At 65.2% G+C, this 26792-nt stretch carries 27 protein-coding genes; 17 read left to right on the top strand and 10 right to left on the bottom strand.

Translation table 11 applies throughout. From position 1 onward, the window contains the following. Nucleotides 1-69: 69 nt before the first annotated feature. From N792_RS11625 to N792_RS11615, 3 genes are all read right to left on the bottom strand, one after another. Nucleotides 70-957: a CorC family transporter gene (locus tag N792_RS11625; RefSeq protein WP_036195379.1), complete on the bottom strand. Its 888-nt coding sequence runs from the start codon at nucleotides 955-957 to the stop codon at nucleotides 70-72. A gap of 93 nt (nucleotides 958-1050) precedes the next feature. Further along, complete coding sequence (ybeY, locus tag N792_RS11620; RefSeq protein ID WP_036195377.1) at nucleotides 1051-1524, bottom strand: rRNA maturation RNase YbeY; 474 nt, start codon at nucleotides 1522-1524, stop codon at nucleotides 1051-1053. A 26-nt stretch (nucleotides 1525-1550) separates the two neighbouring features. Beyond that, the gene (locus N792_RS11615; protein WP_036195375.1) at nucleotides 1551-2552 is read right to left on the bottom strand and encodes a PhoH family protein; all 1002 of its coding nucleotides are present in this window, start codon (nucleotides 2550-2552) and stop codon (nucleotides 1551-1553) included. Between the two features lie 87 nt (nucleotides 2553-2639). Between N792_RS11615 and N792_RS11610 the strand changes: the two genes are divergently transcribed. Next, nucleotides 2640-4406, top strand: coding sequence for an amidohydrolase (locus tag N792_RS11610; protein ID WP_224743859.1), 1767 nt, complete (start codon nucleotides 2640-2642; stop codon nucleotides 4404-4406). 78 nt (nucleotides 4407-4484) lie between these two features. Here the strand turns inward: N792_RS11610 and azu are convergent, their stop codons facing one another. Continuing rightward, the gene (azu, locus tag N792_RS11605; protein ID WP_036195374.1) at nucleotides 4485-4931 is read right to left on the bottom strand and encodes an azurin; all 447 of its coding nucleotides are present in this window, start codon (nucleotides 4929-4931) and stop codon (nucleotides 4485-4487) included. A 110-nt stretch (nucleotides 4932-5041) separates the two neighbouring features. Further along, on the bottom strand, nucleotides 5042-6481 hold the full coding sequence (gene miaB / locus N792_RS11600) for a tRNA (N6-isopentenyl adenosine(37)-C2)-methylthiotransferase MiaB (protein ID WP_036195373.1): 1440 nt from the start codon (nucleotides 6479-6481) through the stop codon (nucleotides 5042-5044). A gap of 154 nt (nucleotides 6482-6635) precedes the next feature. On the opposite strand from miaB, the gene N792_RS11595 reads away from it, so the two are divergent. From N792_RS11595 to N792_RS11570, 6 genes are all read left to right on the top strand, one after another. Continuing rightward, nucleotides 6636-7553 (top strand): lytic transglycosylase domain-containing protein, encoded by a 918-nt coding sequence (locus tag N792_RS11595; protein WP_036195372.1) that lies wholly within the window; start codon nucleotides 6636-6638, stop codon nucleotides 7551-7553. 192 nt (nucleotides 7554-7745) lie between these two features. Next, nucleotides 7746-8411 carry a ubiquinol-cytochrome c reductase iron-sulfur subunit gene (gene petA, locus N792_RS11590; RefSeq protein ID WP_052104034.1) on the top strand — a complete coding sequence of 222 codons (666 nt, stop codon included), beginning with the start codon at nucleotides 7746-7748 and terminating at the stop codon, nucleotides 8409-8411. Between the two features lie 3 nt (nucleotides 8412-8414). Continuing rightward, complete coding sequence (locus N792_RS11585) at nucleotides 8415-9674, top strand: cytochrome b (protein ID WP_036195370.1); 1260 nt, start codon at nucleotides 8415-8417, stop codon at nucleotides 9672-9674. Nucleotides 9675-9720: 46 nt separating this feature from the next. Next, nucleotides 9721-10455 (top strand): cytochrome c1, encoded by a 735-nt coding sequence (locus tag N792_RS11580; RefSeq protein WP_036195368.1) that lies wholly within the window; start codon nucleotides 9721-9723, stop codon nucleotides 10453-10455. Nucleotides 10456-10636: 181 nt separating this feature from the next. Next, entirely contained in the window at nucleotides 10637-11272 is a 636-nt protein-coding gene (locus N792_RS11575) for a glutathione S-transferase N-terminal domain-containing protein (protein WP_036195367.1), read from the top strand. Nucleotides 11273-11409: 137 nt separating this feature from the next. Further along, nucleotides 11410-11916, top strand: a complete 507-nt coding sequence (locus N792_RS11570; RefSeq protein ID WP_036195365.1) for a ClpXP protease specificity-enhancing factor — start codon at nucleotides 11410-11412, stop codon at nucleotides 11914-11916. Here the strand turns inward: N792_RS11570 and N792_RS11565 are convergent. From N792_RS11565 to N792_RS11555, 3 genes are read right to left on the bottom strand one after another with little or no spacing between them, the layout of a single operon-like run. Then, complete coding sequence (locus tag N792_RS11565; RefSeq protein WP_036195364.1) at nucleotides 11909-12235, bottom strand: DUF3301 domain-containing protein; 327 nt, start codon at nucleotides 12233-12235, stop codon at nucleotides 11909-11911. The genes N792_RS11570 and N792_RS11565 overlap by 8 nt on opposite strands. Nucleotides 12236-12238: 3 nt before the next feature. Beyond that, nucleotides 12239-13120, bottom strand: coding sequence for a carboxylating nicotinate-nucleotide diphosphorylase (gene nadC, locus N792_RS11560; protein ID WP_036195361.1), 882 nt, complete (start codon nucleotides 13118-13120; stop codon nucleotides 12239-12241). Then, a complete protein-coding gene (locus N792_RS11555; RefSeq protein ID WP_036195359.1) occupies nucleotides 13117-13386 on the bottom strand; it encodes a Trm112 family protein in 270 nt (89 codons plus the stop codon). Before N792_RS11555 ends, nadC begins: the two co-directional genes overlap by 4 nt. 135 nt (nucleotides 13387-13521) lie before the next feature. On the opposite strand from N792_RS11555, the gene purE reads away from it, so the two are divergent. Beyond that, on the top strand, nucleotides 13522-14025 hold the full coding sequence (purE, locus tag N792_RS11550; protein WP_036195358.1) for a 5-(carboxyamino)imidazole ribonucleotide mutase: 504 nt from the start codon (nucleotides 13522-13524) through the stop codon (nucleotides 14023-14025). A gap of 8 nt (nucleotides 14026-14033) precedes the next feature. Next, nucleotides 14034-15176, top strand: a complete 1143-nt coding sequence (locus tag N792_RS11545; protein WP_036195536.1) for a 5-(carboxyamino)imidazole ribonucleotide synthase — start codon at nucleotides 14034-14036, stop codon at nucleotides 15174-15176. Between the two features lie 118 nt (nucleotides 15177-15294). Here the strand turns inward: N792_RS11545 and N792_RS11540 are convergent, their stop codons facing one another. Next, nucleotides 15295-15873, bottom strand: a complete 579-nt coding sequence (locus N792_RS11540; RefSeq protein ID WP_036195355.1) for a superoxide dismutase — start codon at nucleotides 15871-15873, stop codon at nucleotides 15295-15297. Nucleotides 15874-16031: 158 nt separating this feature from the next. On the opposite strand from N792_RS11540, the gene grxD reads away from it, so the two are divergent. The 5 genes from grxD to ppnN all read left to right on the top strand — a co-directional run bounded on the left by grxD (nucleotide 16032) and on the right by ppnN (nucleotide 22718). Further along, nucleotides 16032-16352, top strand: coding sequence for a Grx4 family monothiol glutaredoxin (gene grxD, locus N792_RS11535; protein ID WP_036195352.1), 321 nt, complete (start codon nucleotides 16032-16034; stop codon nucleotides 16350-16352). Continuing rightward, nucleotides 16349-17110, top strand: coding sequence for an SDR family NAD(P)-dependent oxidoreductase (locus N792_RS11530; protein ID WP_036195350.1), 762 nt, complete (start codon nucleotides 16349-16351; stop codon nucleotides 17108-17110). The genes grxD and N792_RS11530 overlap by 4 nt, the downstream gene beginning before the upstream one ends. Continuing rightward, a complete protein-coding gene (locus N792_RS11525) occupies nucleotides 17110-17703 on the top strand; it encodes a MarC family protein (protein WP_036195348.1) in 594 nt (197 codons plus the stop codon). The genes N792_RS11530 and N792_RS11525 overlap by 1 nt, the downstream gene beginning before the upstream one ends. Nucleotides 17704-18008: 305 nt before the next feature. Next, nucleotides 18009-21224 carry a TonB-dependent receptor gene (locus N792_RS11520; RefSeq protein ID WP_084105766.1) on the top strand — a complete coding sequence of 1072 codons (3216 nt, stop codon included), beginning with the start codon at nucleotides 18009-18011 and terminating at the stop codon, nucleotides 21222-21224. Nucleotides 21225-21335: 111 nt separating this feature from the next. Beyond that, a complete protein-coding gene (ppnN, locus tag N792_RS11515; RefSeq protein WP_036195345.1) occupies nucleotides 21336-22718 on the top strand; it encodes a nucleotide 5'-monophosphate nucleosidase PpnN in 1383 nt (460 codons plus the stop codon). Between the two features lie 206 nt (nucleotides 22719-22924). On the opposite strand, the gene N792_RS11510 is transcribed toward ppnN, so the two are convergent. After that, nucleotides 22925-23947 (bottom strand): sensor histidine kinase, encoded by a 1023-nt coding sequence (locus N792_RS11510; protein WP_036195342.1) that lies wholly within the window; start codon nucleotides 23945-23947, stop codon nucleotides 22925-22927. A 42-nt stretch (nucleotides 23948-23989) separates the two neighbouring features. On the opposite strand from N792_RS11510, the gene pilV reads away from it, so the two are divergent. Genes pilV through N792_RS11490 form a run of 3 tightly spaced genes read left to right on the top strand, consistent with a single transcriptional unit; the run spans nucleotide 23990 to nucleotide 26780 of the window. After that, a complete protein-coding gene (pilV, locus tag N792_RS14220) occupies nucleotides 23990-25132 on the top strand; it encodes a type IV pilus modification protein PilV (protein ID WP_232220008.1) in 1143 nt (380 codons plus the stop codon). Between the two features lie 50 nt (nucleotides 25133-25182). Continuing rightward, nucleotides 25183-26220 carry a PilW family protein gene (locus tag N792_RS11495; RefSeq protein ID WP_036195339.1) on the top strand — a complete coding sequence of 346 codons (1038 nt, stop codon included), beginning with the start codon at nucleotides 25183-25185 and terminating at the stop codon, nucleotides 26218-26220. Further along, nucleotides 26217-26780 (top strand): pilus assembly PilX family protein, encoded by a 564-nt coding sequence (locus N792_RS11490; RefSeq protein WP_036195336.1) that lies wholly within the window; start codon nucleotides 26217-26219, stop codon nucleotides 26778-26780. Before N792_RS11495 ends, N792_RS11490 begins: the two co-directional genes overlap by 4 nt. The last annotated feature ends 12 nt before the right edge of the window (nucleotides 26781-26792 follow it).

The following is a 26792-nucleotide window of genomic DNA, read 5'->3' as shown; positions in this document are numbered from 1 at the left end:
GGACGGGTCGTGCCATGTACGGGGTTGGGCTCGGGTGCCCAGTGGTCGGTCCCGCTGGGGCCCAGGCCGTCAGGCGTCACCCAGCACGCTCACGTGGAAGGCATGGACCCGGCGCGCATCGGCGCTGGCCACGCGGAACACGAACCGGCCCAGGATCAGCTCCTCGCCGGCTTCGGGCAGGTGGCCGATCGCGGCGGTCACCAGGCCGCCGATCGTGTCGTATTCGTCGTCGTCGAAGTCCGCACCGAAGTGGTCGTTGAAGTCCTCGATTGGCGCCAGCGCATCGACCACGAACTGGCCGTCGGCCTGGGCCGAGATCAGCGCGTCCGGGTCCTCGGCCTCGTCGTGTTCGTCGTCGATGTCGCCGACGATCTGCTCCAGCACGTCCTCGATGGTGAGCAGGCCGGCCACGCCACCGTGCTCGTCGATCACGATCGCCATGTGGTTGCGCGACTGGCGGAATTCGCGCAACAGGATGTTCAGCCGCTTGGACTCGGGTATCAGCACCGCCGGGCGTACCAGTTCGTGGATGCTGGCCGGGCCGTTGTCGGCCACCACGCCCTGCAACAGGTCCTTGGCCAGCAGGATGCCGATGATCTGGTCCTTGTCCTCGCCGTGCACCGGGAAACGCGAATGGCCGGACTCGACCACCTGCTTCATCAGTTCCATCAACGGCATGTCGGCCGCCAGCATGACCATCTGCGAGCGCGGGATCATCACGTCGCCGACGCTGAGGTCGGAGATCGCGATCGCCCCCTCCATCATGGTCAGCGTGTCGGCCTCGATCAGTCCATCGGACTGGCAATCGCGCAACAGTTCGACCAGATCCTCGCGGGATGACGGCTCGCCCGACAGCGCGGAGCTGATGCGGTCGAACCAGGAGCGGCGCTTGTCGTGCCGCTCCGGCGCGTCGTGCGCAGAAGGCTGGGTGGGGGTACTACTGTCGTCCTCGGACATGGATCGCATTCATTGGATACGTCCGGGGGATGGACGCCAAGGCGAGTCTAGCGCATGCAATGAGCGCGGTAGCGCGTCAGGTGCGCGTCCGGGTCACGACTCTTCCAGATAGGGGTCGGCAATACCCAGGGTGGCCAGGATCTCGCGTTCCAGCTGCTCCATGCACTCCGCCTCGCGCTCGTCCTCGTGATCCCAGCCCAGCAGGTGCAGGACGCCATGCACGGTGAGGTGGGCATAGTGCGCGTTCAGCGGCTTGCCTTGTTCGGCGGCTTCGCGGGCCACCACCGGCGCGCAGATCACCAGGTCGCCCAGCAGCGGCAACTTCACCCCTTCCGGGAGTTCAGCCGGGAAGCTGAGCACGTTGGTGGCGTAGTCCTTGCCGCGGTAATGGCGATTGAACGATTTTCCTTCCCTGGCATCGACCAGGCGGATCGCCAGGTCGGCTTCGCGGATCCGCCCATCCAGTGCGGCGGCCACCCAGCGCCGGAAGCTGTTGGCGGCCGGAATACCGCTGCGCGGCAGGCCGTAACTGATGGAGACGTCGAGCACAGTGGGGCCGAGAGTCATGGGCGATGGATCCTGGACGGGCCGGTTCAGGCGCCGGTTCCGGGTGGGGTGGGCCCGGTGGGGGCGTCCCGGGCGTCGCGCGCCTCGTAGGCATTGACGATGCGGGCCACCAGCGGATGGCGCACCACATCATGCGATTCGAAGAAGGTGAAGCTGATGCCGTCGACACCATGCAGCACCTCCAGCGCATCCTTCAAACCGGATTTCTGGTGCTTGGGCAGATCGTTCTGGGTCAGGTCGCCGGTGACGACGGCGGTACTGCCGTAGCCGATCCGGGTCAGGAACATCTTCATTTGCTCGATCGTGGTGTTCTGCGCCTCGTCGAGGATCACATACGCATCGTTAAGCGTGCGTCCGCGCATGTAGGCCAGCGGTGCGATCTCGATGACGTTGCGCTCCAGCAGCTTGAGCACCTTCTCCACGCCGAGCATCTCGTACAGCGCGTCGTACAGCGGCCGCAGGTAGGGGTCGACCTTCTGCGACAGATCGCCGGGCAGGAAGCCGAGCTTCTCGCCGGCTTCCACCGCCGGGCGCACCAGCACCAGTCGCTGCACGCGGGATTCGTTCAGGGCCTCCACCGCGCTGGCGACGGCGAGGAAGGTCTTGCCGGTGCCGGCCGGGCCGATGCCGAAATTGATGTCGTGGGTCGCGATCGCATGCAGGTACCTGGCCTGGTTGGCCCCGCGGCCACGGACGGTGCCGCGCTTGACCCGGATCACGACCTCCTGCGGCTCGATGTCCTCGTCCACGATGCGCTGGGCATCGACGCCGGTCAGGGCAAGGTGGATCGCGTGCTCGTCGAGCGTGTGCCCGTCGGCCTCGCGCCACAGCTCGCGCAGTACCTTCTCGGCGGCGCCGACCGTCGCCTTCGGGCCGGTCACGCGGAACACGTTGCCGCGATTGGCGATTTCCACCCCGGTACGCAACTCGATCATGCGCAGGTGGCCATCGAAGGGACCATTGAGGTTCGCCAGCCGCTCGGCATCGGGCGGATCCAGGGCGAACTCGGAAATCGTGCGTGAAGCCATCGGTGGACTGTCTTCCGTGGGCACGCCAGCTTGCACCCGGCGCGGACTTTTCGCAAAGTGGCCGGATCATTCAAGGGGGACAAGGCCATGCAGGCAACGCGCGCGATCCGGAGCTGGCAGCGTCAGGGCGGCATGCTTCAGAGCGACATGCTTCAAGTCGGCGTGCTTCAAGTCGACGTGCCCCAAAGAGGTTTGTGGAAGGCGACCCTGCTGGCGATGCTGCTGCCGCTTGCCGCTGCAGCGGGCGCGGCCGAGGTGACCGTGCTGACCGCGACCCGGATCCACACCATGGACGCCCTGCAACCGCGTGCGCAGGCGATGGCCTTCGACGAGGGCGGCAGGATCCTGTCCGTGGGTTCCGGCGAGGCGCTGCTGCGGCAATATCCCGATGCCAGACGCCTCGATGTCGGCAACGTCACGGTGATCCCCGGGCTGATCGACGCACACGGCCATGTCGCAGGCCTGGGATTGAACGCGATGCAGGCCGATCTGGCTGGCGCCACCAGCAAGGACGAAGCCCTGCAACGGCTGCGCGAGTTTGCCGACGACCTGCCGGAGGGCGTGTGGCTGCTGGGGCGCGGCTGGGACCAGAACCTGTGGCCGGGAAAACAGTTCCCGACGGCCGCCGACCTGGATGCCGCGTTTCCCGATCGCCCGGTCTGGCTGCGTCGGGTCGACGGCCACGCGGGCTGGGCCAACAGCGCGGCGATGGCGCTGGTGGAGCGCGACCTGGCCGGTGACTGGCAGCCCGACGGCGGCAAGATCGAGCGTGACGGACAAGGTCGACCGAGCGGTGTGTTCGTCGACGCGGCGATGGATCTGGTCGATGCGCAGGTGCCCGAGCTTGACGATGCCATCGCCGAACGCGCCCTGGCATTGGGCATGCAGGCCGCTGTCGAGCATGGCCTGACCGGCGTCCACGATGCCGGCGTGTCGCTGGCCACACTGCGGCATTACCAGCAGCTGGCCGATCGCGGCGAGATGCCGTTGCGGATCAATGCGATGGCGGCCGGGGACGGCGATGCGCTGGCGATGCTGTGCCGCGATGGCCTTTACCAGCACCGCGCCGGGCACCTGCAGATGCGCTCGGTGAAGCTGTTCGCCGACGGCGCGTTGGGCAGCCGTGGCGCGGCGTTGCTGACCGACTACAGCGACGACCACGGCAACCGCGGATTGTTGATGGCCAAGCCGGAGCAGCTTGCCGAGGCCACCGCGAAAGCCCGCCGCTGCGGGGTGCAGGTGGCGACCCACGCGATTGGCGACCGGGGCAACCGGGTCGTGCTGGACGCCTACGCGCAGGCGCTGGGGAACGAGGTCGGTGGCGATCACCGCTGGCGTATCGAGCACGCCCAGGTCCTGTCCCCGGCCGACCTGCCGCGACTGGCGCAGATGGGCGTGATCGCCTCGATGCAGCCGACCCACGCCACCAGCGACATGCCCTGGGCGGGCGATCGCCTGGGGCCGCAGCGGATCGAGACGGCCTACGCGTGGCGCGAGTTGCGCGACAGTGGTGCGCGACTCGCTTTGGGTTCGGATTTCCCGGTCGAATCGGTCGACCCGCGGCTGGGCCTGTACAGCGCCACCACCCGCACCGACGCGGACGGCCTGCCGCTGGGCGGCTGGCAGCCGGAGGAAAAGCTCACCGCCTTCGAGGCGCTACGTGGCTTCACCCTGGACGCCGCATACGCCGGTTTCGACGAGGATGAAGTGGGCAGCCTGGAGGTCGGCAAGCGCGCCGATTTCGTCGTGCTGGCGCAGGATCCGCTGGTGATCGACCCCGTGCAGTTGCGCGCATTGCAGGTGCTGGCGACCTACGTCGACGGTCGTGCCGTGTACACCGCGCCGACGGAGTAGCAGGGCGGCGGCGGTGCCGGGTGGTGGGCCCTGCGGAACCGCCATGCGCGGCCCGGAAGCCGGGTCGCGCCATGGCAATCAAGGCACCAGCTTGAGCGTGCCCTTCATCATGGCCGAGTGGCCGGGGAAGCTGCAGAAGAACGAGTTCGGATCCGCGCTCAGCTTGGCCGGATTGAAGCTGACGGACGTACTCTCGCCAGCGCCGATCACCTTGGAATGGGCAACTACGCGGGTGTCGCCGGGCTTGATGTAATCGGCCGCCAGCCCGGCCTTCATGCCGTCGGCGTCGATGCCCTTGATGTCGGCGGTCCTGGCGATCACCACGTTGTGGCCCATCACGTTCCTCGCCAGTTTGCCGGGGTGTTTCAGGTTGATCGTGAACGTCTTGCAGCTCTTGCTGACGACGATCTCCTTCTTGTTGAACTGCATGGCGTCGTTGCCTTCCAGATCCACCGAGCAGGTGGCGGCAAAAGCCGCCGGAGCGGCCAGGGACAGGGCAAGGGCGACGGCAAGTGTGCGGAGCATGGAAATGGCCTCACGTGAAAGAAAGGGGCGCGGAATCACCGCAGCACTGGAGCGTAATCGGAGTTGCATGGGTACAAAGTGAAGGTGCCGCAAGGGCCCCGCAACCCGCATCACGGGCTTCCGGAAGTCGCCACCCGGCCGCGCAGCGAGTTGCTCATCGCATCGGTGATCACGACATCCACAAACTGGCCGACCAGGCGTGGGTGCCCCGCGAAGTTCACCGAGCGCATGTTCTCGGTCCTGCCGGTCAGCTCGTTGGCATCCCGCCGTGACGGGCCTTCGACCAGCACCCGCTGGGTGCTGCCGACCATCGCCTCGCTGATCTTCTTCGCGTTGGTATTGAGCAGCGCCTGCAGGCGCGCCAGCCGCGCCTGTTTTTCGGCATCGCTGGTGAGGTCTTCCAGATCCGCCGCCGGGGTGCCCGGGCGGCGCGAATAGACGAACGAGTAGGACTGGTCGAAGCCGACATCCTCGATCAGCTTCAGGGTCTTCTCGAAATCTGCCTCGGTCTCGCCGGGAAACCCGACGATGAAGTCCGAGGAGATCGAAATGCCTGGACGCACCGCCCGCAATTTGCGGATCTTCTGCTTGAACTCCAGCGTGGTGTAGCCGCGTTTCATCGCCGCCAGCACCCGGTCGCTGCCGGCCTGTACCGGCAGGTGCAGGTAGTTGGCCAGCTCCGGCACGTCGCGGTAGGCCTCCACCAGCGAATCGGAGAACTCCAGCGGGTGCGAGGTGGTGAACCGGATCCGGTCGATGCCGTCGATCTGCGCGATGGTGCGGATCAGCAGGCCGAGATCGGCGATGCGGGCCTCTCCACGGTCGGCATCGTCGTCGGACGGGTAGGGACCTTGATAGGCGTTCACGTTCTGCCCGAGCAGGTTGACCTCGCGCACGCCTTGCGCGGCCAGCTGGGCGACCTCGACCAGCACGTCCTCGAAGGGCCGGCTGACTTCCTCGCCACGGGTGTAGGGCACCACGCAGAAACTGCAGTACTTGCTGCAGCCCTCCATGATCGACACGAAAGCGCTGGGGCCGTCGGCGCGCGGTGCCGGCAGGCGGTCGAACTTCTCGATCTCCGGAAAACTGATGTCGACCTGCGGCACGCCCGACTCGCGACGCTCGCGGATCAGCTCCGGCAGCCGGTGCAGGGTCTGTGGGCCGAACACGAGGTCCACGTAGGGCGCGCGCTTGACGATCGCCGCGCCTTCCTGGCTGGCCACGCAGCCGCCCACGCCGATCAGGACGGGTTTGTCGCCCTGCTTGAGGGCTTTCCAGCGCCCCAGCTGGCTGAATACCTTGTCCTGCGCGCGCTCGCGGATCGAGCAGGTGTTGACCAGGATGACGTCGGCTTCCTCGACGTTGGTGGTCAGCTCGAGGCCGTCGGACGCGGCCAGGACATCGGCCATCTTGGCCGAGTCGTACTCGTTCATCTGGCAGCCGTGGGTCTGGATGAAAAGTTTGCCACGAGCGGGCTTGCCACGGGCGGGCGAGGGCGGGGTGTGTGCCGCGTCGGTCGCGGGCACGGAGGGAGCTGAAGTGTCGGTCATCGGGTGAGTCCGGGTAGGGCGGCGGTGACTCCGCGCCGGATCTGGCTGGGAAAGACCGCTAGTCTAGCGACCCGGTGGCCGCGGATGGGGTGGTCATCGCGTTTTACGGGTCAAGCACTTGGCACCGCCGAGGCGAAAGGAGACACTGGCCGCCATGAGGGGGACTCTGCTGTTGTTCGGACTGGCCTGCCTGCTGGTTGCCACACCCGTGGTGGCCGGTACGGTTTACCGTTGCGACAGTCCCGATGGTGCCCGCAGTTACGTCAGCAAGCGGATCGCCGGCGCGAAATGCAGTCCGGTCAGCAGTCATGCCCCGACCCAGCGGCCTCCAACGCCGCGCCTGCCGATATCCGCACCGCCTGCGGACGCCGCTGTCGGCAGTGTCACGTCAGCGAACGTGACCGGGGGCTCGCCGGCGTCGATCAACAGCGGCGCCCCGGCGACCTTCCTGGCCAATACCGCGCCGGTCAGCCCGGTGAAGCCCGGAACGCAAGGCGCCCGGCGCGTCCAGGGGCAGGTGTATTCCTACATCAAGGACGGCGTCCGCCATTACACGAGCGCCAAGCCCAGGGGCGTCGCCAATGCCAGTGCGGTACGCACGATCCAGTACAGCTTCCTGGAAACCTGTTACGCCTGCGGCGCCGCGCCCGGGGTCAATTTCGGCAATGTCCGGCTCAATACCGATGCCTACCGCGATGAGATTGCCGCCGCTGCACGCAAGCACGGCATCGACGAGGCGATCGTGCGCGCAATCATCCACGCCGAGTCCGCGTTCAACCCCAACGCGCTGTCCCGGGTGGGCGCGCAGGGCCTGATGCAGCTGATGCCGGCCACCGCGCGACGGTTCAATGTCAGCAACGCGTTCGATGCCAGCCAGAATATCCAAGGGGGCGTGGAGTACCTGGCCTGGCTGCTGAAGCGCTTCGACGGCAACCTCACCCTGGCGGCAGCGGGCTACAACGCCGGCGAGGGGGCCGTGGACAAATACAAGGGTGTACCGCCGTACGGTGAGACGCAGCGGTACGTCCAGCGCGTGGGCGTGCTGGCCGAGCGCTACCGGGCCGTGCACTGAGTAGCGCCGACCCGGGAAAAGGGTGCATTGTCGGATGTGGCATGGGGTGCCGCGATGCCGGGTTGATGTCGCGCTGGATTGTCGGGCCGTTCATCATTCCGTTACACTTCCCCGTCTTTATGAGCCGCCAGCCGTCGCCAGTGGTGCCGGTCGCGTGGTGGAACGTCGATTACCAGCTTTGCGGAGTGCCGGATGACCAACCCAGGGGTCAATGATCCTCAACATGTGCCTGTCAGCGATCCCGCGAACGAACCCGTCAATCCGGGGCGCCGCAGGTTCCTGACCGCGACCACCAGCGTTGTAGGTGCCGTCGGCGTCGGTTTCGCCGCCGTGCCGTTCATCAAGTCGTGGAATCCGAGCGACCGGGCCAAGCAGGCCGGCGCACCGATCACGGTCGACATCACCCCGCTCGAGGATGGCCAGCGCCTGGTCCGCGAATGGCGTGGCCAGCCGATCTGGATCGTCCGTCGTACCGAAGCGGTGCTGGAGCTGCTGCCGACCCTGGACGATCACCTGCGCGATCCGCTGTCGAAAAACCCCGATCAGCAGCCCGAATACGTCCTCACGGACTTCCCGGAACTGCGTTCGATCAAGCGCGACGTCTCGGTGCTGGTCGGCCTGTGCACCCATCTGGGTTGCTCGCCGGAAATGAAGGCGGAAATCCGCCCCGAGCCGTTCGATCCGAACTGGAAGGGCGGTTATTTCTGCCCTTGCCACAAGTCCAAGTTCGACATGGCCGGGCGCGTGTTCGATGGCGTGCCGGCACCGACCAACCTGCTGGTGCCGCCGCATTTCTATGCCGACGACAACACCATCGTGATCGGCCTCGATCCCTCTTCCAACCAGGGAGCTGTCTGAGCCATGGCGAACATCTTCATCCGTAGCGCCAATGGCGTGATGGACTGGGTCAACGAGCGCGCGCCGGCGATGATGCCGGTCTACCGCAAGCACATGACCGAGTACTACGCACCGAAGAACTTCAACTTCTGGTACTACTTCGGCGTGCTGGCGATCGTGGTGCTGGTCAACCAGATCCTCACCGGCATCTTCCTGACCATGCATTACAAGCCGAGCGCGGCGGAAGCGTTCTCCTCGGTCGAATACATCATGCGCGACGTGGAATGGGGCTGGCTGATCCGCTACATGCACTCCACCGGCGCATCGCTGTTCTTCATCGTCGTCTACCTGCACATGTTCCGCGGCCTGATGTACGGCAGCTATCGCAAGCCGCGCGAGCTCGTGTGGATCCTGGGCATGCTGATCTACCTGGTGCTGATGGCCGAGGCCTTCATGGGCTACGTGCTGCCGTGGGGCCAGATGTCGTTCTGGGGCGCGAAGGTGATCATCTCGCTGTTCGGTGCGATCCCGGTGATCGGTACCGGCCTGACCGAGTGGATCATGGGCGACTACCTGCCTTCCGATGCCACGCTGGGCCGTTTCTTCGCCCTGCATGTGATCGCGCTGCCGCTGGTGCTGCTGCTGCTGGTCGTGCTGCACATCGGCGCGCTGCATGAAGTGGGTTCCAACAACCCCGACGGCATCGAGATCAAGAAGGGACCGAAGGGCAACCGCTGGGACGCGAACAAGCCGGCCGACGGGATCCCGTTCCATCCGTACTACTCGGTGCACGATCTGGTGGCGGTCGGTTTCTTCCTGATGATCGCCGCGTTCATCATCTTCTTCGCGCCGGCGTTCGGTGGCTGGTTCCTCGAGCACGACAACTTCGTCGAAGCCAATCGCCTGGTCACCCCGGAGCACATCAAGCCGGTCTGGTACTACACCCCGTTCTACGCGATGTTGCGGGTGATCCCCGACAAGCTGGGCGGCGTGATGGTGATGTTCGGCGCGATCGCGATCCTGTTTGCGGTGCCGTGGCTGGACCGCAGTCCGGTCAAGTCGATCCGCTACAAGGGCTGGGTCTCCAAGGCCATGCTGGCACTGCTGGCGGTGTGCTTCGTCTGGCTGGGCAAGATCGGTTCCGGTCCGGGTACCGACCCGATGGAAACCCAGATCGGCCGCGTGCTGACGTTCCTGTACTTCGCCTTCTTCATCACCATGCCGCTGTGGACCAGGATCGACAAAACCAAGCCGGTGCCGGATCGGGTGACGATGCATGAATAAGTCCACGAGCCTCCTCATTCGCCGGTCAGTCACGGTCAAATCGCATATGTTCGCCAAATTCGCTCTCTTCGTTGCCGGCCTGCTGGTGTCGGCAGCGGCATACGCCGCCGGCGGCGGTGGCCTGCAGCAGTCAGGTATCGACTTGAATGACCGCGGGTCGCTGCAGCGCGGCGCCAAGCTGTACCTGAACTACTGCGCCGGTTGCCACTCGTTGAAGTACCTGCGGTACTCGCGTCTTGCCACGGACCTGGGTTTGACCGAAGACGAGGTCATGGAGAACCTGGTGTTCACGGGGGCGAAATTCGGCGACCACATCGAGACCGCGATGCCCGAGGCAGGCGCAACCAACTGGTTCGGCAAGATGCCGCCGGACCTCAGCCTGGTCTCGCGCTCGCGCGGCAGCGACTGGCTGTACACCTATCTGAAGTCGTTCTATCTCGACGAGACGTCTGCGCTGGGCTGGAACAACCAGCTGTTTCCGAACGTCTCCATGCCCAATCCGTTGTGGCAGATGCAGGGCCTCCAGCACGCCGAATACGGCGCGCCGGATGCGGCCACCGGCGAGCGCATGGTCACCGGGTTGAAGATCACCCAGGCCGGTGACGTGACGCCGCAGGCATTCGATCAGTCGGTTCGCGACATCACAGCATTCCTCGAGTACGCCGGTGAACCGGCGGTCCTCAAGCGCCAGAGCATCGGCGTTTGGGTGATCCTGTTCCTGGCGGTGTTCACGTTCCTCGCCTTGCTGCTGAAGAGAGAGTACTGGCGCGACGTGCACTAGCTACCCACGGACCCATCCGCAGCCCGGAGTCGACAATGGCTCCGGGTTTCAGCGTGAAAGTGGGCATGGATGCCACTTTCCGATGGATGGCGGGTAGCGCTACTTGAGGCCGTGACGACTGTCCACGCTGGGTGGATAGCGTCTTGCGTCCGGCGGATTCCGGACGTTGGAGAGGTCGACAATGGCGGCAAGCCCACGTATGCGTAATGCTCTTACCCTGTTTTCCGCGAACGACTGCGTGCTGTGCCACCGGGTGAGGCTGGTACTTGCGGCCAAGGGTGTCACCTACGACCTGATCGAGGTCGACCCGCAGAACCCTCCCGAGGATCTGATCGACCTCAACCCGTACCACTCGGTGCCCACTCTGGTGGAGCGCGACCTGGTGCTGTACGCGGCCAGCGTGGTCAGCGAATACCTTGACGAGCGTTACCCGCACCCGCCTTTGATGCCGGTCGACCCCTTGTCGCGCGCGCGCCTGCGTCTGGCGACATTGCGCCTGGAGCACGATTGGGTTCCCCAGGTGCAGGCGATCCAGATGGGCACCAAAAGCCAGGCCGATGCGGGACGCAAACGTTTGAGGGAGCTGTTGACCGCCTCGGTGCCGCTGTTCAAGGCGTTCAAGTTTTTCCTCAACACCGAAATGAGCCTGGCCGATTGCGCGATGGCGCCGATCATCTGGCGCCTGCCGTCGCTGGGCGTGGCGCTGCCGAAGGACGGCAAGGCGCTGGAGGATTACGGCAGCCGGATTTTCCGCAACCCCGGTTTTGCCCGCAGCCTGACCGAGCAGGAGCGTCGTCTGAACGAGTTGCCGGGCTGACGTTGGCCCCGGCTGTGCGACGCAGTCACCGGGCATCTGGTCCGGGGTCGGATCCGCCTTTGGCATTGGACCGATGGGATGCGGGGAGCGGCTTGTCCGGCTCCCCGCGATTCGTTGCGCTGCTCTAAACTGCACCCATGACCGAAGAAAGTGCAGCAATGACCAGCCATCGCCCCTATCTGCTGCGGGCTCTGTATGAGTGGATCGCCGACAACGGCATGACGCCGCACCTGCTGGTGGATGCCACCCGCGCTGGCGTGCAGGTGCCCCTGCATGCAGTGAAGGAAGGGCGCATCGTGCTCAATGTCGCCGACCGCGCGGTGGCCGGGCTGGAGATGAGCAACGAACTGATCCGCTTCAGCGCCCGCTTTGGCGGCGTCAGCCAGTCGGTGTCGGTGCCGGTTGGCGCGGTGATCGCGATCTATGCCCGTGAAACCGGGCAAGGGATGGCGCTGCCGGAGGAGATCGGCGATGACAGCGGGCACGAGTCCGGTATTGCCGGATTGCCCCAGGATGCGCCTGCGAGGCCATCCCTGAGCGCCGTGCCCAGCGATCCGGCCACGCAGGATGAGGACGGTGGGCCCGACAAGGGTCCCGATGCCCCGGGCCCGCGCCGCGGGGGGCACCTCAAGGTCGTCAAGTAGGCGGCGGGGTTTCCAGCCGGCTCACCGGCCCGATGAAATTGACCAGTCGGTCGCCGCGCAGCACCAGCCGACCGACATGGCGGTCTTCGCCATCGCGGGAATAGTCGAAACGGAACGTGCGCTCCCAACCCAGCCAGCCGTCGCCACCACGGCACAGCCGGATAGCGGTCACGTGCACGGTCTGGTCCAGCCACTGCACGCCGGCGGCCTCGCAGGCATTCCGACCGACCACTTCGGCGCGCTCCGCGGCGGCCCGGCCGGCGCTCCAGAATCCGAACGCGGCACCGGCGAGGATCATCAAGATCACCAGCGTGGGCATTCGTCACTCCGCCGTCGGCGGTGAGCCGAGCTTCAGCGAGAGATCGATCGCCTGCACATGCTTGGTCAGCCCGCCGATGGAGATGCAATCCACCCCGTCCTCGGCGATCGCGCGCAGTCCGGCCAGGTCGACACCGCCGGACGCTTCCAGCGGCACCGGCCGTGCATGGGCGGCGTTGATCCGGACCGCTTCGCGGCGGGTGCCGGCGTCGAAATTGTCGATCAGGATGCGGTCGCAACCGACGTCCAGCGCCTCGCGCAGTTCGGCCAGGGTCTCCACCTCGACGACCAGCGGCAGCGACGGCTGCGCGGTGCGGGCAGCATGGATGGCGGCGGTCAGCGAACCCGCGGCGCGGACGTGGTTTTCCTTCAGCATCACCACGTCATACAGCCCCATGCGGTGATTGACGCCGCCGCCGACACGGACCGCGTACTTCTGCGCCTGCCGCAGGCCGGGAATGGTCTTGCGGGTATCGAGGATCTTCGCCCCGGTGCCACTGACCGCCTCGACGTGCTGCGCGGTGCTGGTGGCGGTCGCCGACAGCGTCTGCATGAAGTTGAGCGACGCACGCTCGGCGCTGACCAGCGAACGCGCGCGGCCCTGCAGCAGCGCCAGCACCGTACCGGATGTGACGCGATCGCCTTCGGCCACCTGCCAGTCGATGCGGACCTGCGGATCGAGTGCGCGGTGGCAGGCATCGAACCACGGTCGGCCACACACGACGGCGTCCTGCTTGCACAACAGATATGCGTTGTCGGGGAGGTCGGGCAGCAGGGCGGCGGTGACATCGCCGCTGCCGATGTCCTCGGCCAGTGCGCGGGCCACATCGTCCGCCACGGCCGCCAGTGGAGGATTGAAGTCGAGGCGGCTGGAGCCGGTGCTCATGCCGCGGGGAATCCGTCGATCTGCGCCGTGGCGATCGCCTCTTCGGCCAGCAGCACCGGGATGCCGTCGTCGATCCGGTAGATGCGCTTGCGGTCGCGGGTCAGCAAGCCCTCGCGCAACGGCTCGGCTTGTGCGCTGCCGTCGTCGCGGACGATCCCGCCCCGGCTGATCGCCTCGTTCAATGCCTGCAGCCCGCGGCTGTCGAGCATCGCCAGCGGCTGGCGCGTGGTCGGGCAGACGAGAAGATCGAGCAGTTTGCGGTCCATGGGGCCGGGTTCTCCTGTGAACCGTCCGCAAACGGATGGTCGAGCCGATTGCGGGCCGGGTATTGAAGGGATGCCTGCGCGCGTGGCGCTTGCGTGTGTGCCCGGTAGAATACCGTTTTGCCGCAGGTACCAACCATGACAGACATCGTGCAGGCGCCGCTGGTCGGCATCGTGATGGGTTCGCGCTCCGACTGGGAGACGATGCAGCACGCTGCCGTGCGCCTGGAAGCGCTGGGCATCCCGCACGAGGTACGCGTGGTGTCCGCGCACCGCACCCCTGATGTGCTGTTCGATTACGCCGCCAATGCCGCGGCCCGTGGTCTGCGCGCAATCATTGCCGGTGCCGGCGGTGCCGCCCACCTGCCGGGCATGCTGGCCTCCAAGACCGCCGTGCCGGTGCTGGGCGTGCCGGTGCAGAGCAAGGCGCTCAACGGCATGGACTCGCTGCTGTCGATCGTGCAGATGCCGGCCGGAGTCCCGGTCGCGACGTTTGCGATCGGCAATGCCGGGGCGGCCAATGCGGCGTTGTTCGCTGCGGCCATGTTGGCGGTGGAGTACCCGGCGATCGGTGAGGCACTGGATGCGTTCCGTACCCGGCAGACCAACGATGTCGCCAGCAACGACGACCCGCGCCAATGAACGCGTCGATGAACACGGTCGGCATCCTCGGAGGCGGCCAGCTGGCGCGCATGATGGCCCTGGCCGGTGCATCGCTGGGCTTGCGGTTCCTGGTCATGGACACAGCCAGGGACGCGTGTGCGGGACAGTTCGCGCCGATGGTGGTTGGCGATTACGTCGATCCGGCAGCGCTGGCGGAATTCGCCTCCCGGATCGACGTCGCCACGTTTGATTTCGAGAACGTCCCGGCGCAGTCGGCGCAGTGGCTGGTCGACCGGATCCCGGTGTTCCCCAACCCGCGCGCACTGGGCACCGCGCAGGACCGGTTGGCCGAGAAAACCCTGTTTCGCGAGCTGGGCATCCCGGTGCCCGACTTCGCCGTGGCGGACACCCGCGAGCAACTGGACGAGGCGATCGCGCGTGTCGGCATGCCGTGCATCCTGAAAACCCGACGCCTGGGGTATGACGGCAAGGGCCAGTTCCGGCTGCGCACGCCGGCCGATGCGGATGCGGCGTGGGATGCGCTGGGCGGACAGGCGGCGAAAGTCGGTTTGATCCTGGAAGGTTTTGTCGGTTTCCAGCGCGAACTCAGCGTCGTCGCCGTGCGCGGTCGCGATGGCGAATTCCGCACCTGGCCATTGACCGAGAACTGGCACGTCGATGGCGTGCTGTCGGCCAGTCTGGCCCCGGCGAGCGCCGATAAGGAACTGGCCGAGCGCGCGTTCGCATACGCCCGAAAACTGGCCGATGCACTCGATTATGTCGGCGTGTTCGCGCTGGAACTGTTCTGCCGCGACGGCGAACTGCTGGCCAACGAACTCGCACCGCGCGTGCACAATTCCGGCCACTGGACGATCGAAGGCGCGGAGACCAGCCAGTTCGAGAACCACCTGCGCGCCGTGCTCGGCTTGCCGCTGGGAGACACGCGGATGCTCGGCCACGCCTGCATGCTCAACTGGATCGGCCAGATGCCGGATCCGACCCCGGTCTTGACCGAAGCGTCGGGGCACTGGCACGACTACGGCAAGACCGCGCGGGACGGACGCAAGGTCGGACATGCCACCTTGCGCGCCGATTCGGCCGTCGAGCTGGCCGAAGCGTTGGCGCGGGTTGGCAGCCGGCTGCAGCGCGAAGCCCAGGTTGCGCCGGTGATCGAGCGTCTTGCGGAGTAGCGTTTCTGCTTGAAAAAACGGCCGGATTGCTCCGGCCGTTCGGGTGTCGCCTCAGCACTGGGTCGCCGCGGCTGGCTCATGCCAGCCCGGTCACTTCAACTCGGTCACTTCAGCCCGATCACTTCAGGTTGGAAGCGACGAAGTCCCAGTTGACCAGGTTCCAGAACGATTCGACGTACTTCGGCCGCGCGTTGCGGTAGTCGATGTAGTACGCGTGCTCCCACACGTCGCAGGTCAGCAGGGCGGTGTCGGAGCCGGTCAGCGGGGTGTTGGCGTTGGCGGTGCTGACCAGGGCCAGGGAGCCGTCGGCGCGCTGCACCAGCCAGCCCCAGCCCGAGCCGAAGGTCTTGATCGCGGTATCGCTGAACTGTTCCTTGAACTTGGCGAAGTCGCCAAAGGACTGGTTGATCGCTTCCAGCACCTTGCCGGTCGGCTCGCCGCCGCCGTTGGGCGACAGGCAGTTCCAGTAGAAGGTGTGGTTCCAGACCTGCGCGGCGTTGTTGAACATGCCGCCCTGCGACTTGCGGATGATGTCTTCCAGTGACATGTCGGCGAACTCGGTGCCCTCGATCATCTTGTTGAGGTTGTCGACGTAGGCCTTGTGGTGCTTGCCGTGGTGGTAGTCCAGCGTTTCGCCGGAGATGTGCGGCTCCAGTGCGGTGCGGTCGTAGGGCAGGGGAGGCAGTTCGATGGCCATTGGCGGGCTCCTTGGATAAAGCTGGCTCAGGGGAGTGGTCGCCATGCGCCGCGGATGCGGGTCGGCGACCTTGCGAAAGACTACAATCGCCATTCTATCCCCACCCCCTGTTGCCGCGCCGTCAATGGCCGGGACACGCCATTGCAGGAGTCGCATCCATGTCCGTGATCGAGCAGATCCAGACCGAGGTCGAAAGCCACCCGGTCGTGCTGTTCATGAAGGGCACCGCCCAGTTCCCGATGTGTGGCTTTTCCAGTCGCGCGGTGCAGATCCTGCAGGCCGCGGGCGCGACGGAGCTGCACACCGTCAACGTGCTGGAGCATCCGGAAATCCGCGCCAACCTGCCGCGCTACTCGAACTGGCCGACCTTCCCGCAGTTGTTCATCCACGGCGAGTTGATCGGCGGCAGCGACATCACCTCGGAGCTGTTCGAGTCCGGCGAGCTGGCACGCATGATCAGCGAAGCCCAACCGCAGTGAGCGCGGCGCAGACCTTCCCCGCCTCGCAGGCGTCGGATCCGCAGCCACTGGACGGCCGCGTCGTCCTGGTAACCGGTGCGCATGGCGGCCTGGGCAGCGCTGCCGCCAAGGCCTGCGCGCATGCCGGTGCGACCGTGATCCTGCTGGGCCGCAAGGTGGCACGGCTGAACCGGATCTACGATGCCATCGTTGCCGAGGGACAGCGCGAACCGCTGCTGTATCCGCTCGACCTGGAGGGCGCGTCGCCGGACGACTATGCGCAGATGGCCGAGCGTATCGAGACCGAACTGGGCCGGCTGGATGGCGTGCTGCATTGCGCCGCCGACTTCGCCGGTTTGACGCCGTTGCTGCATACCGATCCGGCCGCATTCGCGCGTGCGATCCACATCAATCTGACCGCGCCATGGTGGCTGAGCCAGGCATGCATTCCGCTGCTGTCGAAGGCCGACGATGCCGCGCTGGTGTTCGCGGTGGACGATCTGGCGCGGGTCGGCAAGGCGTTCTGGGGCGGCTACGGCATCGCCCAGCACGGACGGGCCGGACTGGTCGGCATGCTGCACGCCGAGCTGGTGACCACCTCGGTGCGCGTCGCCGGCCTGCAACCCGGACCGATGCGGACCGCGCTGCGCTCGCGGGCCTATGTCGAGGAGAGCGCTCGCCTGGCCGATGATCCCGATCGCTACGCACCCGCCTGCGTGACCCTGTTGTCGAGCGCGGGCGCGATCCACCGTGGCCAGGTCTGGGAGCCCGCACCGTGATGACGGTTACGTCCGCGGCGCTGCTGTTGTTCCTGATCCTGGATCCGCTGGGCAATATCCCGATCTTCCTGAGCCTGCTGCGCTCGTTGTCGCCGCAGCGGCAGCGCATCGTGCTGGCGCGCGAACTGCTGATCGCGCTCGCCGTGTTGATGGCGTTCCTGTGGGGCGGCAAATACGCGCTGGAGGTCATGCACCTGCGGCAGGATTCGGTCGCCATTGCGGGCGGCATCGTGCTGTTCCTGATCGGCATCCGGATGATCTTCCCGCCACCGGAAGGGCTGATGGGCGAGTTGCCGGGCGGCGAACCGTTCATCGTGCCATTGGCCATCCCGCTGGTGGCCGGCCCGTCCGGCATGGCGGCGGTGCTGCTGATGGGCAGCAACGAGCCGGACCGTCTGGGCGAATGGAGCCTGGCGCTGCTGATCGCCTGGGGCGCGACCGCGGCGATCCTGTTCTCCGCGACCTACCTGTACAAGTGGCTCGGCATGCGCGTGCTGACCGCGGTCGAGCGCCTGATGGGGATGTTGCTGGTGGCGATCTCGGTGCAGATGTTCCTGGACGGACTGGTCGGTTACCTCGGCGCCGGCGCGTGATGGGGCCAGCGTCCGAGTGACTGACATAACGGGGTTGGCGCGATGCAACAGGGGTGTAACAGCTGCGTCTTATCCTCCCGGCAACCAGTGTCTTCCCGCATGCCGCGGCGTTCGCATGCCGGGCAAGAAAGCCGGAACAGTCCGGATTTGTCACATTCCGGTAAAGCATCCGCCGCAGTATGCACTCATGTTAAACTGCCGTTAACCGACGCCCGCGCCGGTTTTTTTCTGCAGCGACCACGGAAATCCGGCGGTCAGCCGTCTGACTGCCGACCACGTTATCCAATGCCCGAGGCCTTTTTTCCATGACCCAACCCAGCCGCGTCCGGTTGTCCAAGCTCACCCTGGGACTGCTTGTCGTCCTAGCCTCTGCTCCGGCCTTCGCCCAGAGCACCTCTGCCGGCCTTGGTGGCCAGGTCGTTGGCGCCGATGGCCAGCCCGTTGTCGGCGCTGAAGTCACCATCGTGCACACCGAGTCGGGCACGGTCAGCCGTGTGACGACGGATGCCAGTGGTCGCTACAACGCCCGCGGCCTGCGGGTGGGCGGGCCGTACACGGTCACCATCAACAAGGCGGGCGCGGGCACCAAGTCCGAGGACGATATCTACCTGCCGCTCAACCAGGTGGCCACCGTCAACGCCCAGTTGAACAACGACGTGACGACGCTGGCATCGGTCCAGGCCGTCGCGGCGATGGGCGGTTCGGAGATTTTCAGCGCCACCAAGATGGGCGCCGGCACCAACGTCAACCAGCAGACCATCGAGTCGCTGCCGTCGGCCAATCGCAATATCCAGGACTACATCCGTCTGGACCCGCGCATCTCGCAGATCAGCAAGGCCGATGGTGCGATCTCCGCCGGTGGCCAGAACTCGCGCTTCAACGTCATCCGCATCGATGGCGTCAGCAGCAGCGATCCGTTCGGCCTGGAAGCCAACAACATGCCGACCGAGCGCCAGCCGGTCTCCATGGATGCGATCGAGGAAATCCAGATCGATCTGGCCAACTACGACACCACCATTTCCGGTGGTACCGGTGCGGTGATCAACGCGGTCACCAAGTCCGGCACCAACGAATTCCACGGCACCGGCTACTACTCGCTGCGTGACGGCGACTGGGTGCGCAAGCGCCTCGATGGCGTGGATTTCAAGGGCTTCGACAAGGAAGAAACCTACGGCTTCACGTTCGGTGGCCCGCTGGTCAAGGACAGGCTGTTCTTCTTCGCCAACTACGAGCAGTTCAAGCGCGCCCGCCCGGGCACCAGCTTGTCCGGCACCCCGTATGGCCGCGGCGAAATCACCGACACCGATCTGGCGCGCGTGGCGGCGGCGGCGAAGGGCTTCGGTTTTGATCCGGGCAGCCTGGCACCACCGAGCGTCAGTGAAACGGATATCGAGGAATACGCGGTCAAGCTCGACTGGAACATCAACGACGACCATCGCGCCGCGTTCCGTTACAGCAAGACCGAGGAAGTGGTTCCCAAGCTTCCGGGCTTCGGCAACAGCAGCATCTCCCTGAGCAGTTACTGGTATGACCAGAACAAGACCTTCGAGAGCTATGTCGGCGAGTTGTTCAGCGACTGGACCGACAACTTCTCCACCGAGTTCAAGGTGTCCAAGCGCGACTATTCCTCGATCGCCGCGCCCTACGCCAACCTGCCGGGCATCGTGATCCAGAACTTCGGCAACCGGCAGACCCTGAATCTGGGTACCGAGCGCAACCGCCACGCCAACGTGATCGACACCAAGCAGTTGAACCTGTTCGGTGCGGGCACGTATTACGTAGGCGACCACGCCATCAAGTTCGGTTTCGACCACGAGGACAACGACGTCCTCAACTACTACGGTCGCGACATCAACGGCGTCTACACCTTCTCCAGCCTGGCCGACTTCGAGGCGGGGATCGTGAACCGCTACGACCTGCGCGCTCCGCGTGCCGGCGGCAGCTACGCCGATATCCCGGCGGCCTACAACTTCAAGAACACCGGCCTGTTCGTGCAGGACACCTGGTCCGTCAACTACAACCTGAGCCTGATGCTCGGTGTCCGCCTGGACATGCCGGAGTTCGGTGACAAGCCGATCTACAACGCGCGCATCCAGGAGTTGTACGGCCTGGACAACACCAACACCGTCGATGCGAAGCTGTGGCAGCCGCGCTTCGGCTTCAACTACACCTTCGACACCGACCGTCCCACCCAGCTGCGTGGTGGTCTCGGCCTGTTCCAGGGCGGCAACCCGAACGTATGGCTGGCCGGCCCGTTCCAGAACACCGGTCTGAACTTCGACACGTATGCCCTCACCGGCGCCAACGTCCCGGCGTTCAGCCCGAACCTGCCGCCGACCATTCCGAGCGGTGGCGGTGCTGCCGCGCCGCGTATCACCGCCGACATCATGGAGCCGGGCCTGGCCCTGCCGTCGATCTGGAAGGCCAACCTCGCGTTCGATCATGAGCTGCCGTGGTACGGCGTGGTGGCGTCCGCCGAGCTGCTGGTGACCAAGAACAAGGACGCGATCTGGTTTGACCGCCTCGACGTGGGCAATCCGACCAGGTACGGCCAGGACGGCCGGACCTTGTTCTGGAACGCGGCTGGTTACGATCAGGGCAACTTCTCGGCGACCGACCGCGGTGTGGTGAATGGCAAGAATGGCGTCAGCAACCGTGCCAACCGTCCCGCCGATGTCGACCAGACCATCGTCCTGCGCAACACCAGCAAGGGCTCGGCGCAGCAGTTGACGGTCGCCCTGTCCAAGCCGCTGGTCGAGAACTGGGGCTGGAGCCTGGGCTACACCTTCACCGAGGCGACCGAGTTCAGCCCGGCCACCAGCTCGCAGAACTCGTCGAACTGGAACAACTCCATGGTGTTCAACACCAACCAGCCGGTCGGTTACGACTCGCGTTACGCCATCCGGGACCGTTTCACCGGCACCCTGCAGTGGCAGAAGGCGCTGTTCGGCGACAACATGATCCGGTTCGGCATGTTCTATGAGGGCCGCTCGGGCCGTCCGTTCAGCTACATCTACTACAACGACTTCAACGGCGACAGCGCCGGCACCAACGACCTGTTCTACGTGCCCGCCGGCCCCGGCGACGTGATGTGGACCGGGGGTGTCGCGATGGAGCAGGCGTTCTTCGATTGGATGGAGAGCAGTGCGCCGGAGCTGCAGGCCTACCGCGGCAAGGTCGCCCCGGCCAACCGGTTCCGTGCAGGCTGGACCAACACCTTCGACGTGCGGGTCAGCCAGGAGATCCCGGCGTTCTTCAAGGGCCACAAGGCCGAGATCGCGCTGGACGTCATGAACATCGGCAACCTGCTCAACAAGGACTGGGGCCTGATCGAGGACTACGGGTTCTATTCGACCCGCCGCGTGGCCAACTATGCGGGTATCGACCCGGCGACCGGCAAGTACATCTACAACTTCACCGGCTCCACCGACAACGCGGCCATCCAGGAAAACAACGGTGACGGTATCAATACCGGCGTTTCCCGCTGGTCGATGATGCTGAGCTTCAAGTACAAGTTCTGATCCCGGTCAGAGCTGCGTGACACGGAAACGGCTGGGGAAACCCGGCCGTTTTCATGTGTCTGCGTTACAGTCTTCCGCCACCAAATAACAACAACAAGGACGAGCAATCCAATGACTGCCCCCATCAACGCAAGCCTGCCCACTGTCAATGCGCGCATCCATCCGCGCGGCGGGCTGGACATCCTGTCGCGCGCGGAAGTCGCCCGCCTGGCCGATGCGTCTTCCGGCGGCATGCACGACCTGCTGCGCCGCTGTGCACTGGCCGTGCTGACCAGCGGCAGCACGTCCGACGATCCGCGTGCCGCGCAGGAGCTCTACCCCGATTTCGATATCCAGGTGCACCAGCAGGATCGCGGCGTCCGCATCGACCTGCAGCACGCGCCGGCCATGGCGTTCGTCGACGGCGAGATCATCCGCGGTGTCGCCGAACTGCTGGCCGCCGTGGTGCGCGACCTCGCATACCGCGCGATCGAACTGGGTGTGGAAGGCGGTCGCGATCTGGACAGCAGCAGCGGCATCACCGACGCGGTATTCGGCCTGCTGCGCAATGCCCACGCGCTGTATCCGGGTGAGCCGAACCTGGTCGTGTGCTGGGGCGGCCACTCCATCAGCCGCGAGGAATACCTGTACACAAAAGAGGTCGGATACGAGCTGGGCCTGCGCGGGCTGGACATCTGCACCGGCTGTGGCCCAGGCGCGATGAAGGGGCCGATGAAAGGCGCCACCATCGCCCATGCCAAGCAGCGCAAGCGCCGGATGCGCTACATCGGCGTGACCGAGCCGGGCATCATCGCCGCCGAGTCGCCGAATCCGATCGTCAACCACCTGGTGATCATGCCGGACATCGAGAAGCGGCTGGAGGCGTTCATCCGTCTCGGTCACGGCATCGTGGTGTTCCCCGGCGGCGTCGGCACCGCCGAGGAGATCCTGTACCTGCTTGGGATCCTGCTGCGCGAGGAAAACGCCAGCGTCCCGTTCCCGCTGGTGTTCAGCGGCCCGACCAGTTCCGCGCCGTATTTCGAGCAGATCGACAAGTTCATCCGCCTGACCCTGGGCGATGCGGCGACCAGGCGCTACGAGATCATCACCGGCAACCCGACCGCGGTCGCCCGGCGCATGGCCAACGGCGTGCGCAAGGTGCGCGAGCACCGCCTGGACCAGCGCGACTCGTTCTTCTTCAACTGGTCGATCAACGTGCCGCTGGAGTTCCAGCGTCCGTTCGTGCCGACCCACGAAGCGATGGCCGCCCTCGACCTGCACCACGGCCGCAAGCCGCATGAACTCGCCGCCGACCTGCGCCGCGCGTTCTCAGGCATCGTCGCCGGCAACGTCAAGGAAGACAGCATGCGCCGCATCGAGGAGCACGGCGTGTTCGAGATCCACGGCGATCCCGAGATAATGGCGTCCCTGGATGCCCTGCTGCGCGCGTTCGTCGAGCAGCGCCGGATGAAGATCGCCGGCGACTACAAGCCGTGCTATCGCGTGGTGGCGTGAGGGGCAACCACCAACAGTATTGTTGCAACGCACTTGGTTTATTGCGCCCCGCGCATACCCCGAGAACGAACGATGCCGCAGGGTGCGTTGACCGTAGGGTGTATTAGCCGCAGGCGTAATACACCACCCGCTATTGCGACGGCGCCCTGGCAGCCATTGGTCAACGCAGCGGTATTGCGCCGGATTTCACCCGGACGACCGCGTGACTACACTCCGACCGGCAACCGCACCGTCGCGATGAACCGCCCGCCCTCGACCTGCGTCTGCACGCTGCCGCGCCCATCGGTCAACGCCTCGATCCGCACCTGCGTCGCATTCAATCCGACCTGATGGCCGGCAAACGACCGCCCGCCCGCAGGCGGCAACGGGTTGCTGATCCGCACCACCACCGTGTCGGGCGTGGCGGTCACGCTGATGTCGATATCCCCGTTGGCCATCCGCTCAACCCCGTGGCGGATCGCGTTCTCCACCAGCGGCTGGATCGACAGCGCCGGCACCGTCACTGCCGGCAACTCGCGCGGCAGGTGCCAGCCGATCGTCAGCCGATCACCAAAGCGCAGTGCCTCGATCTCCAGATACCGCCGCGCGAGCGACAGCTCGTCCTCCAGCGAAATCTGCCGCGGCCCCGCCAGCGCCGCCCGGAACAGGTCGGCCAGATCCAGCAGCAACCGCTCCGCTTCCTCCGGCCGCTCATGCACCAGCGCCGCGCCGGTATTGAGCGTGTTGAACAGGAAGTGCGGCCGGATGCGCGCCTGCAATGCCTGCAGCTCCGACTGCTTCGCGCGCACCGCATGCAACCGGCCGCGCCAGTGGTTCTGGAACGCGGCCAGGCCGAGGAGGCCAACCGCCAGCGTGATGCCAGTCAGGCGCAGCACCAGGGCAAACCAGCCGCCATCGGCCATCGGCCAGACTTCGCGAACCATCAGCCAGACGGCACCGGCGACCAGCCACGTATTGGCCAGCAGCAAGGCGACCGTCACATACGCCAGCCGCTGCGGCCGCAAGCCGGCCAGGACGCCCCGGAGCAGATACAACGTCCCGAGCGTGAGCAGAGCGACCCACTGGATCACCAGCGATGTCAGTCCGAAATGGACCCAGCGCTCACCATCGACTCCCGGTGCCAATGCCAGCACGACAGCCAGGCACTCGCCCGCCAGCAGCACCCAGATGATAGCGGGTGCCTGCCAGAGGGAATCCAGTGGGCGTGGAGCGTCGTAGGTCTCGCGCATAGGTCGGCAAAAAGAGCGGTGAGAGCCGCATCATGCCCGCAATTGCTGGAGGTCACGGCGTTGGCTGCCGTTCATTCTTGGCTGGGGCCCGTCCATCGGCTGGCGCTGGCGGTGGTCGAGTGCCTTCGCTACGGTACGGCGTGGAACTATCCCGGGGAGGGGACGATGCAACTTGCTCGCAGTCCAGCGGCACCAGTCAAGCACCTGCAGATTGCCTCCAGGGCGCGCGGCTTCACCTTGGTGGAGTTGATGGTCACCGTGGCCGTGGCCGCGATCCTGATGGCTATTGCAACCCCGAGCTTTACCTCGATCATCAACAGCAATCGGCTGACCAGCGCCGCCAACGAGATGGTGGCGACCTTGCAGTTCGCGCGGATGGAGGCGGTGCGGCAGAACCGCACTGTCAGGGTCTGCAGCAGTGGCAATGGCACCAGTGGGGGGGGGGGGGGCGTGGCTGGTACTCGATGCCGCCGGTGCCGTTCTGCGCGTCAACCAGGTGAATCCGAAGGTTGTTTCCAGTGCGACCGTTGGAAGTTTCATTTTCCGTGCGGATGGATTGGCGCGGGAAACGGCAGCCAGCGGATTGCTCAACAACGACCTGCGATTTTGCATCGACACCACCACGCCGAAACAAAACATCCGTCTTGTGAGTATTGGCTCAGGCAGCCGGGTATCGACATCAACGCCGAAGGACGGCGGAGCGTGCAAATGAACAATCAAGGGAGTCCCATGTCTGAATTTTCCCTCCGGCAGTATTCCCGGCGTTCGAGAAATAATGGCGTCGGCCTTATCGAGGTCATGATCGCCGTGCTGGTCATGGCGGTAGGGTTGTTGGGCATTGCCGCCTTGCAGGCCACCGCGCTACGCAATAGCCAGAGTTCGCTTGAACGCAGCCAGGCGGTAATCAACACCTATTCCATCCTGGATGCGATGCGTGCTAACCGCGATGTCGCCCGTATCGGGGGGTATGACTTGCAGATGACCTGTACTCCGCCCAATCAGGGCAATCTCGCCGCCAACGACCTGCATAAGTGGATCACTGACCTGCAAAGCACCATGGGTGACGGTGCCTGCGGGCAAATTACCTGCGGCAGCCTGAGTTGCAAGATCACTGTGCAATGGGACGATACGCGCGGCACGGGCGGCGTTGAGAAGGAAGCGCTGGTGACGGAGACGCGGATATGAGGCATTTGAGTTCACGACGTCGGCATCTGCCCAAACTGCCCGCGCCGGGCATGACCCTGATCGAGCTAATGATTGCACTGGTGCTCGGTCTGCTGGTAGCAGGGGCAGCCAGTGCGCTGTTCATCACCAACCGGCAAACCTACTCGGCAACCGAAAGCATCGGTCGCATCCAGGAAAACGCCCGTGTCGCCTTCGAGTTGATGGCGCGAGACCTGCGTGAAGCCGCGGGTAATGCTTGCGGTACGCCACAGGCAAATACTGTCAGCGTGGTTGATCCGGCAGGCGCCGGTTTCAACTGGTATACCGACTTCGCGGGGGGTATACGGGGATATGGCAGTACCGAAGCGTTTGCTGATTCGGCTTTTGGCACCGGTGCCGCACAGCGGGTCAGCGGGACCGATGCCATTGACCTGAAGTCGTCGCTTTCCAGTGGCATTACCATTGAAGAGCATCAGCCGACGTCCGCGAACTTCAAGGTCAATACCAGTGCCCATGACCTGCATGAGGGAGACATCGCGATGGTGTGCGACTCCAATCATGCGGCCATCCTGCAGATCACCAGCGCCTCGCCCGGAACTAACGTCACTGTTGTGCATAACACTGGGGGGTCAGTCAAGCCCGGGAACTGCACCAAGGGGCTCGGTACGGGCTGTGACAGCAGCCCTTCAACCAATGGCAGTCCTTATGAATTCGGATGCGCCTTTGGTGGGCTCGCTCCAGGAATTGACTGCAGCTTGCCGCAAAATAAATGGACGGCGTCGATTGCAAAGCTCAAGGCCACACGCTGGTTTATCGGAAACAACGGCCGTGGCGGAAAATCCCTGTACCAGAGCACCTTGCGGAACCAGGCTGGCGTATTGAACGCGGAAACCAATGAAATTACCGAAGGCGTGGAAAACATGGCCCTTCAATACCTAGTTCAAGGCGCAGCCGACTATCAAGCGGCGGCTGGCATTGCCGACTGGGGCAGGGTGACTGCCGTCCGTATCGACTTGACCATGATAGGTGAGGGCAGGCTTGGTACTGATGGAAAGGCACTGGAGCGCCACCTTGAGCATGTGGTCACCATCAGGAACCGATCGCTATGAGCGGGCACCATCTTTCCCATCCCACTTCCTTGGCACAGCGGGGTATCGCACTGGTAGTGGTGCTGATTCTTTTGCTGGTGATGACCTTGCTCGGCTTGGCTGCCATGCGTGGCACCCTGATGGAAGAGCGCATGAGCGCCAACCTGCTTGACCGCAGCCTCGCTTTCCAGGCGGTGGAAGCTGCTTTGCGCGAGGGCGAGGCACTGGCAGCCACAAAACCAGCGATGCCGCCATCCGGTTGTGTCAGCGGATTATGTTCCCGCCCCGACCCGACTAAGCCGGTCGATAGCCAGCGCTGGCTCGCCAGCGGCTTCTGGAATGACGGCTCGGGTAAGTGGCGCGATGCAACGGTGGTCGTCGGCAACATCACCGCCAAGCCGCGCTTTATCGTCGAACTGATGGACACCACACTGCCGACAGACGGCAGCTGCACCACCAGTATCGATGTCTCCCCCGATGCCGCATGTACCGGCACTGAAAGCCGCTACCGCATAACCGCGCATAGCCAAGCGGCTGGCCGCGCGGAAGTGACCCTGCAATCCATTTATGCCGTGCCCTGAGTCGGAGTTGAC

The sequence above is a fragment of the Lysobacter concretionis Ko07 = DSM 16239 genome (assembly GCF_000768345.1).
Lineage (GTDB): Bacteria > Pseudomonadota > Gammaproteobacteria > Xanthomonadales > Xanthomonadaceae > Novilysobacter > Novilysobacter concretionis.
The sequence above is the reverse complement of the archived record's forward strand: the minus strand, read 5'-3'. Positions and strand labels throughout refer to the sequence as shown.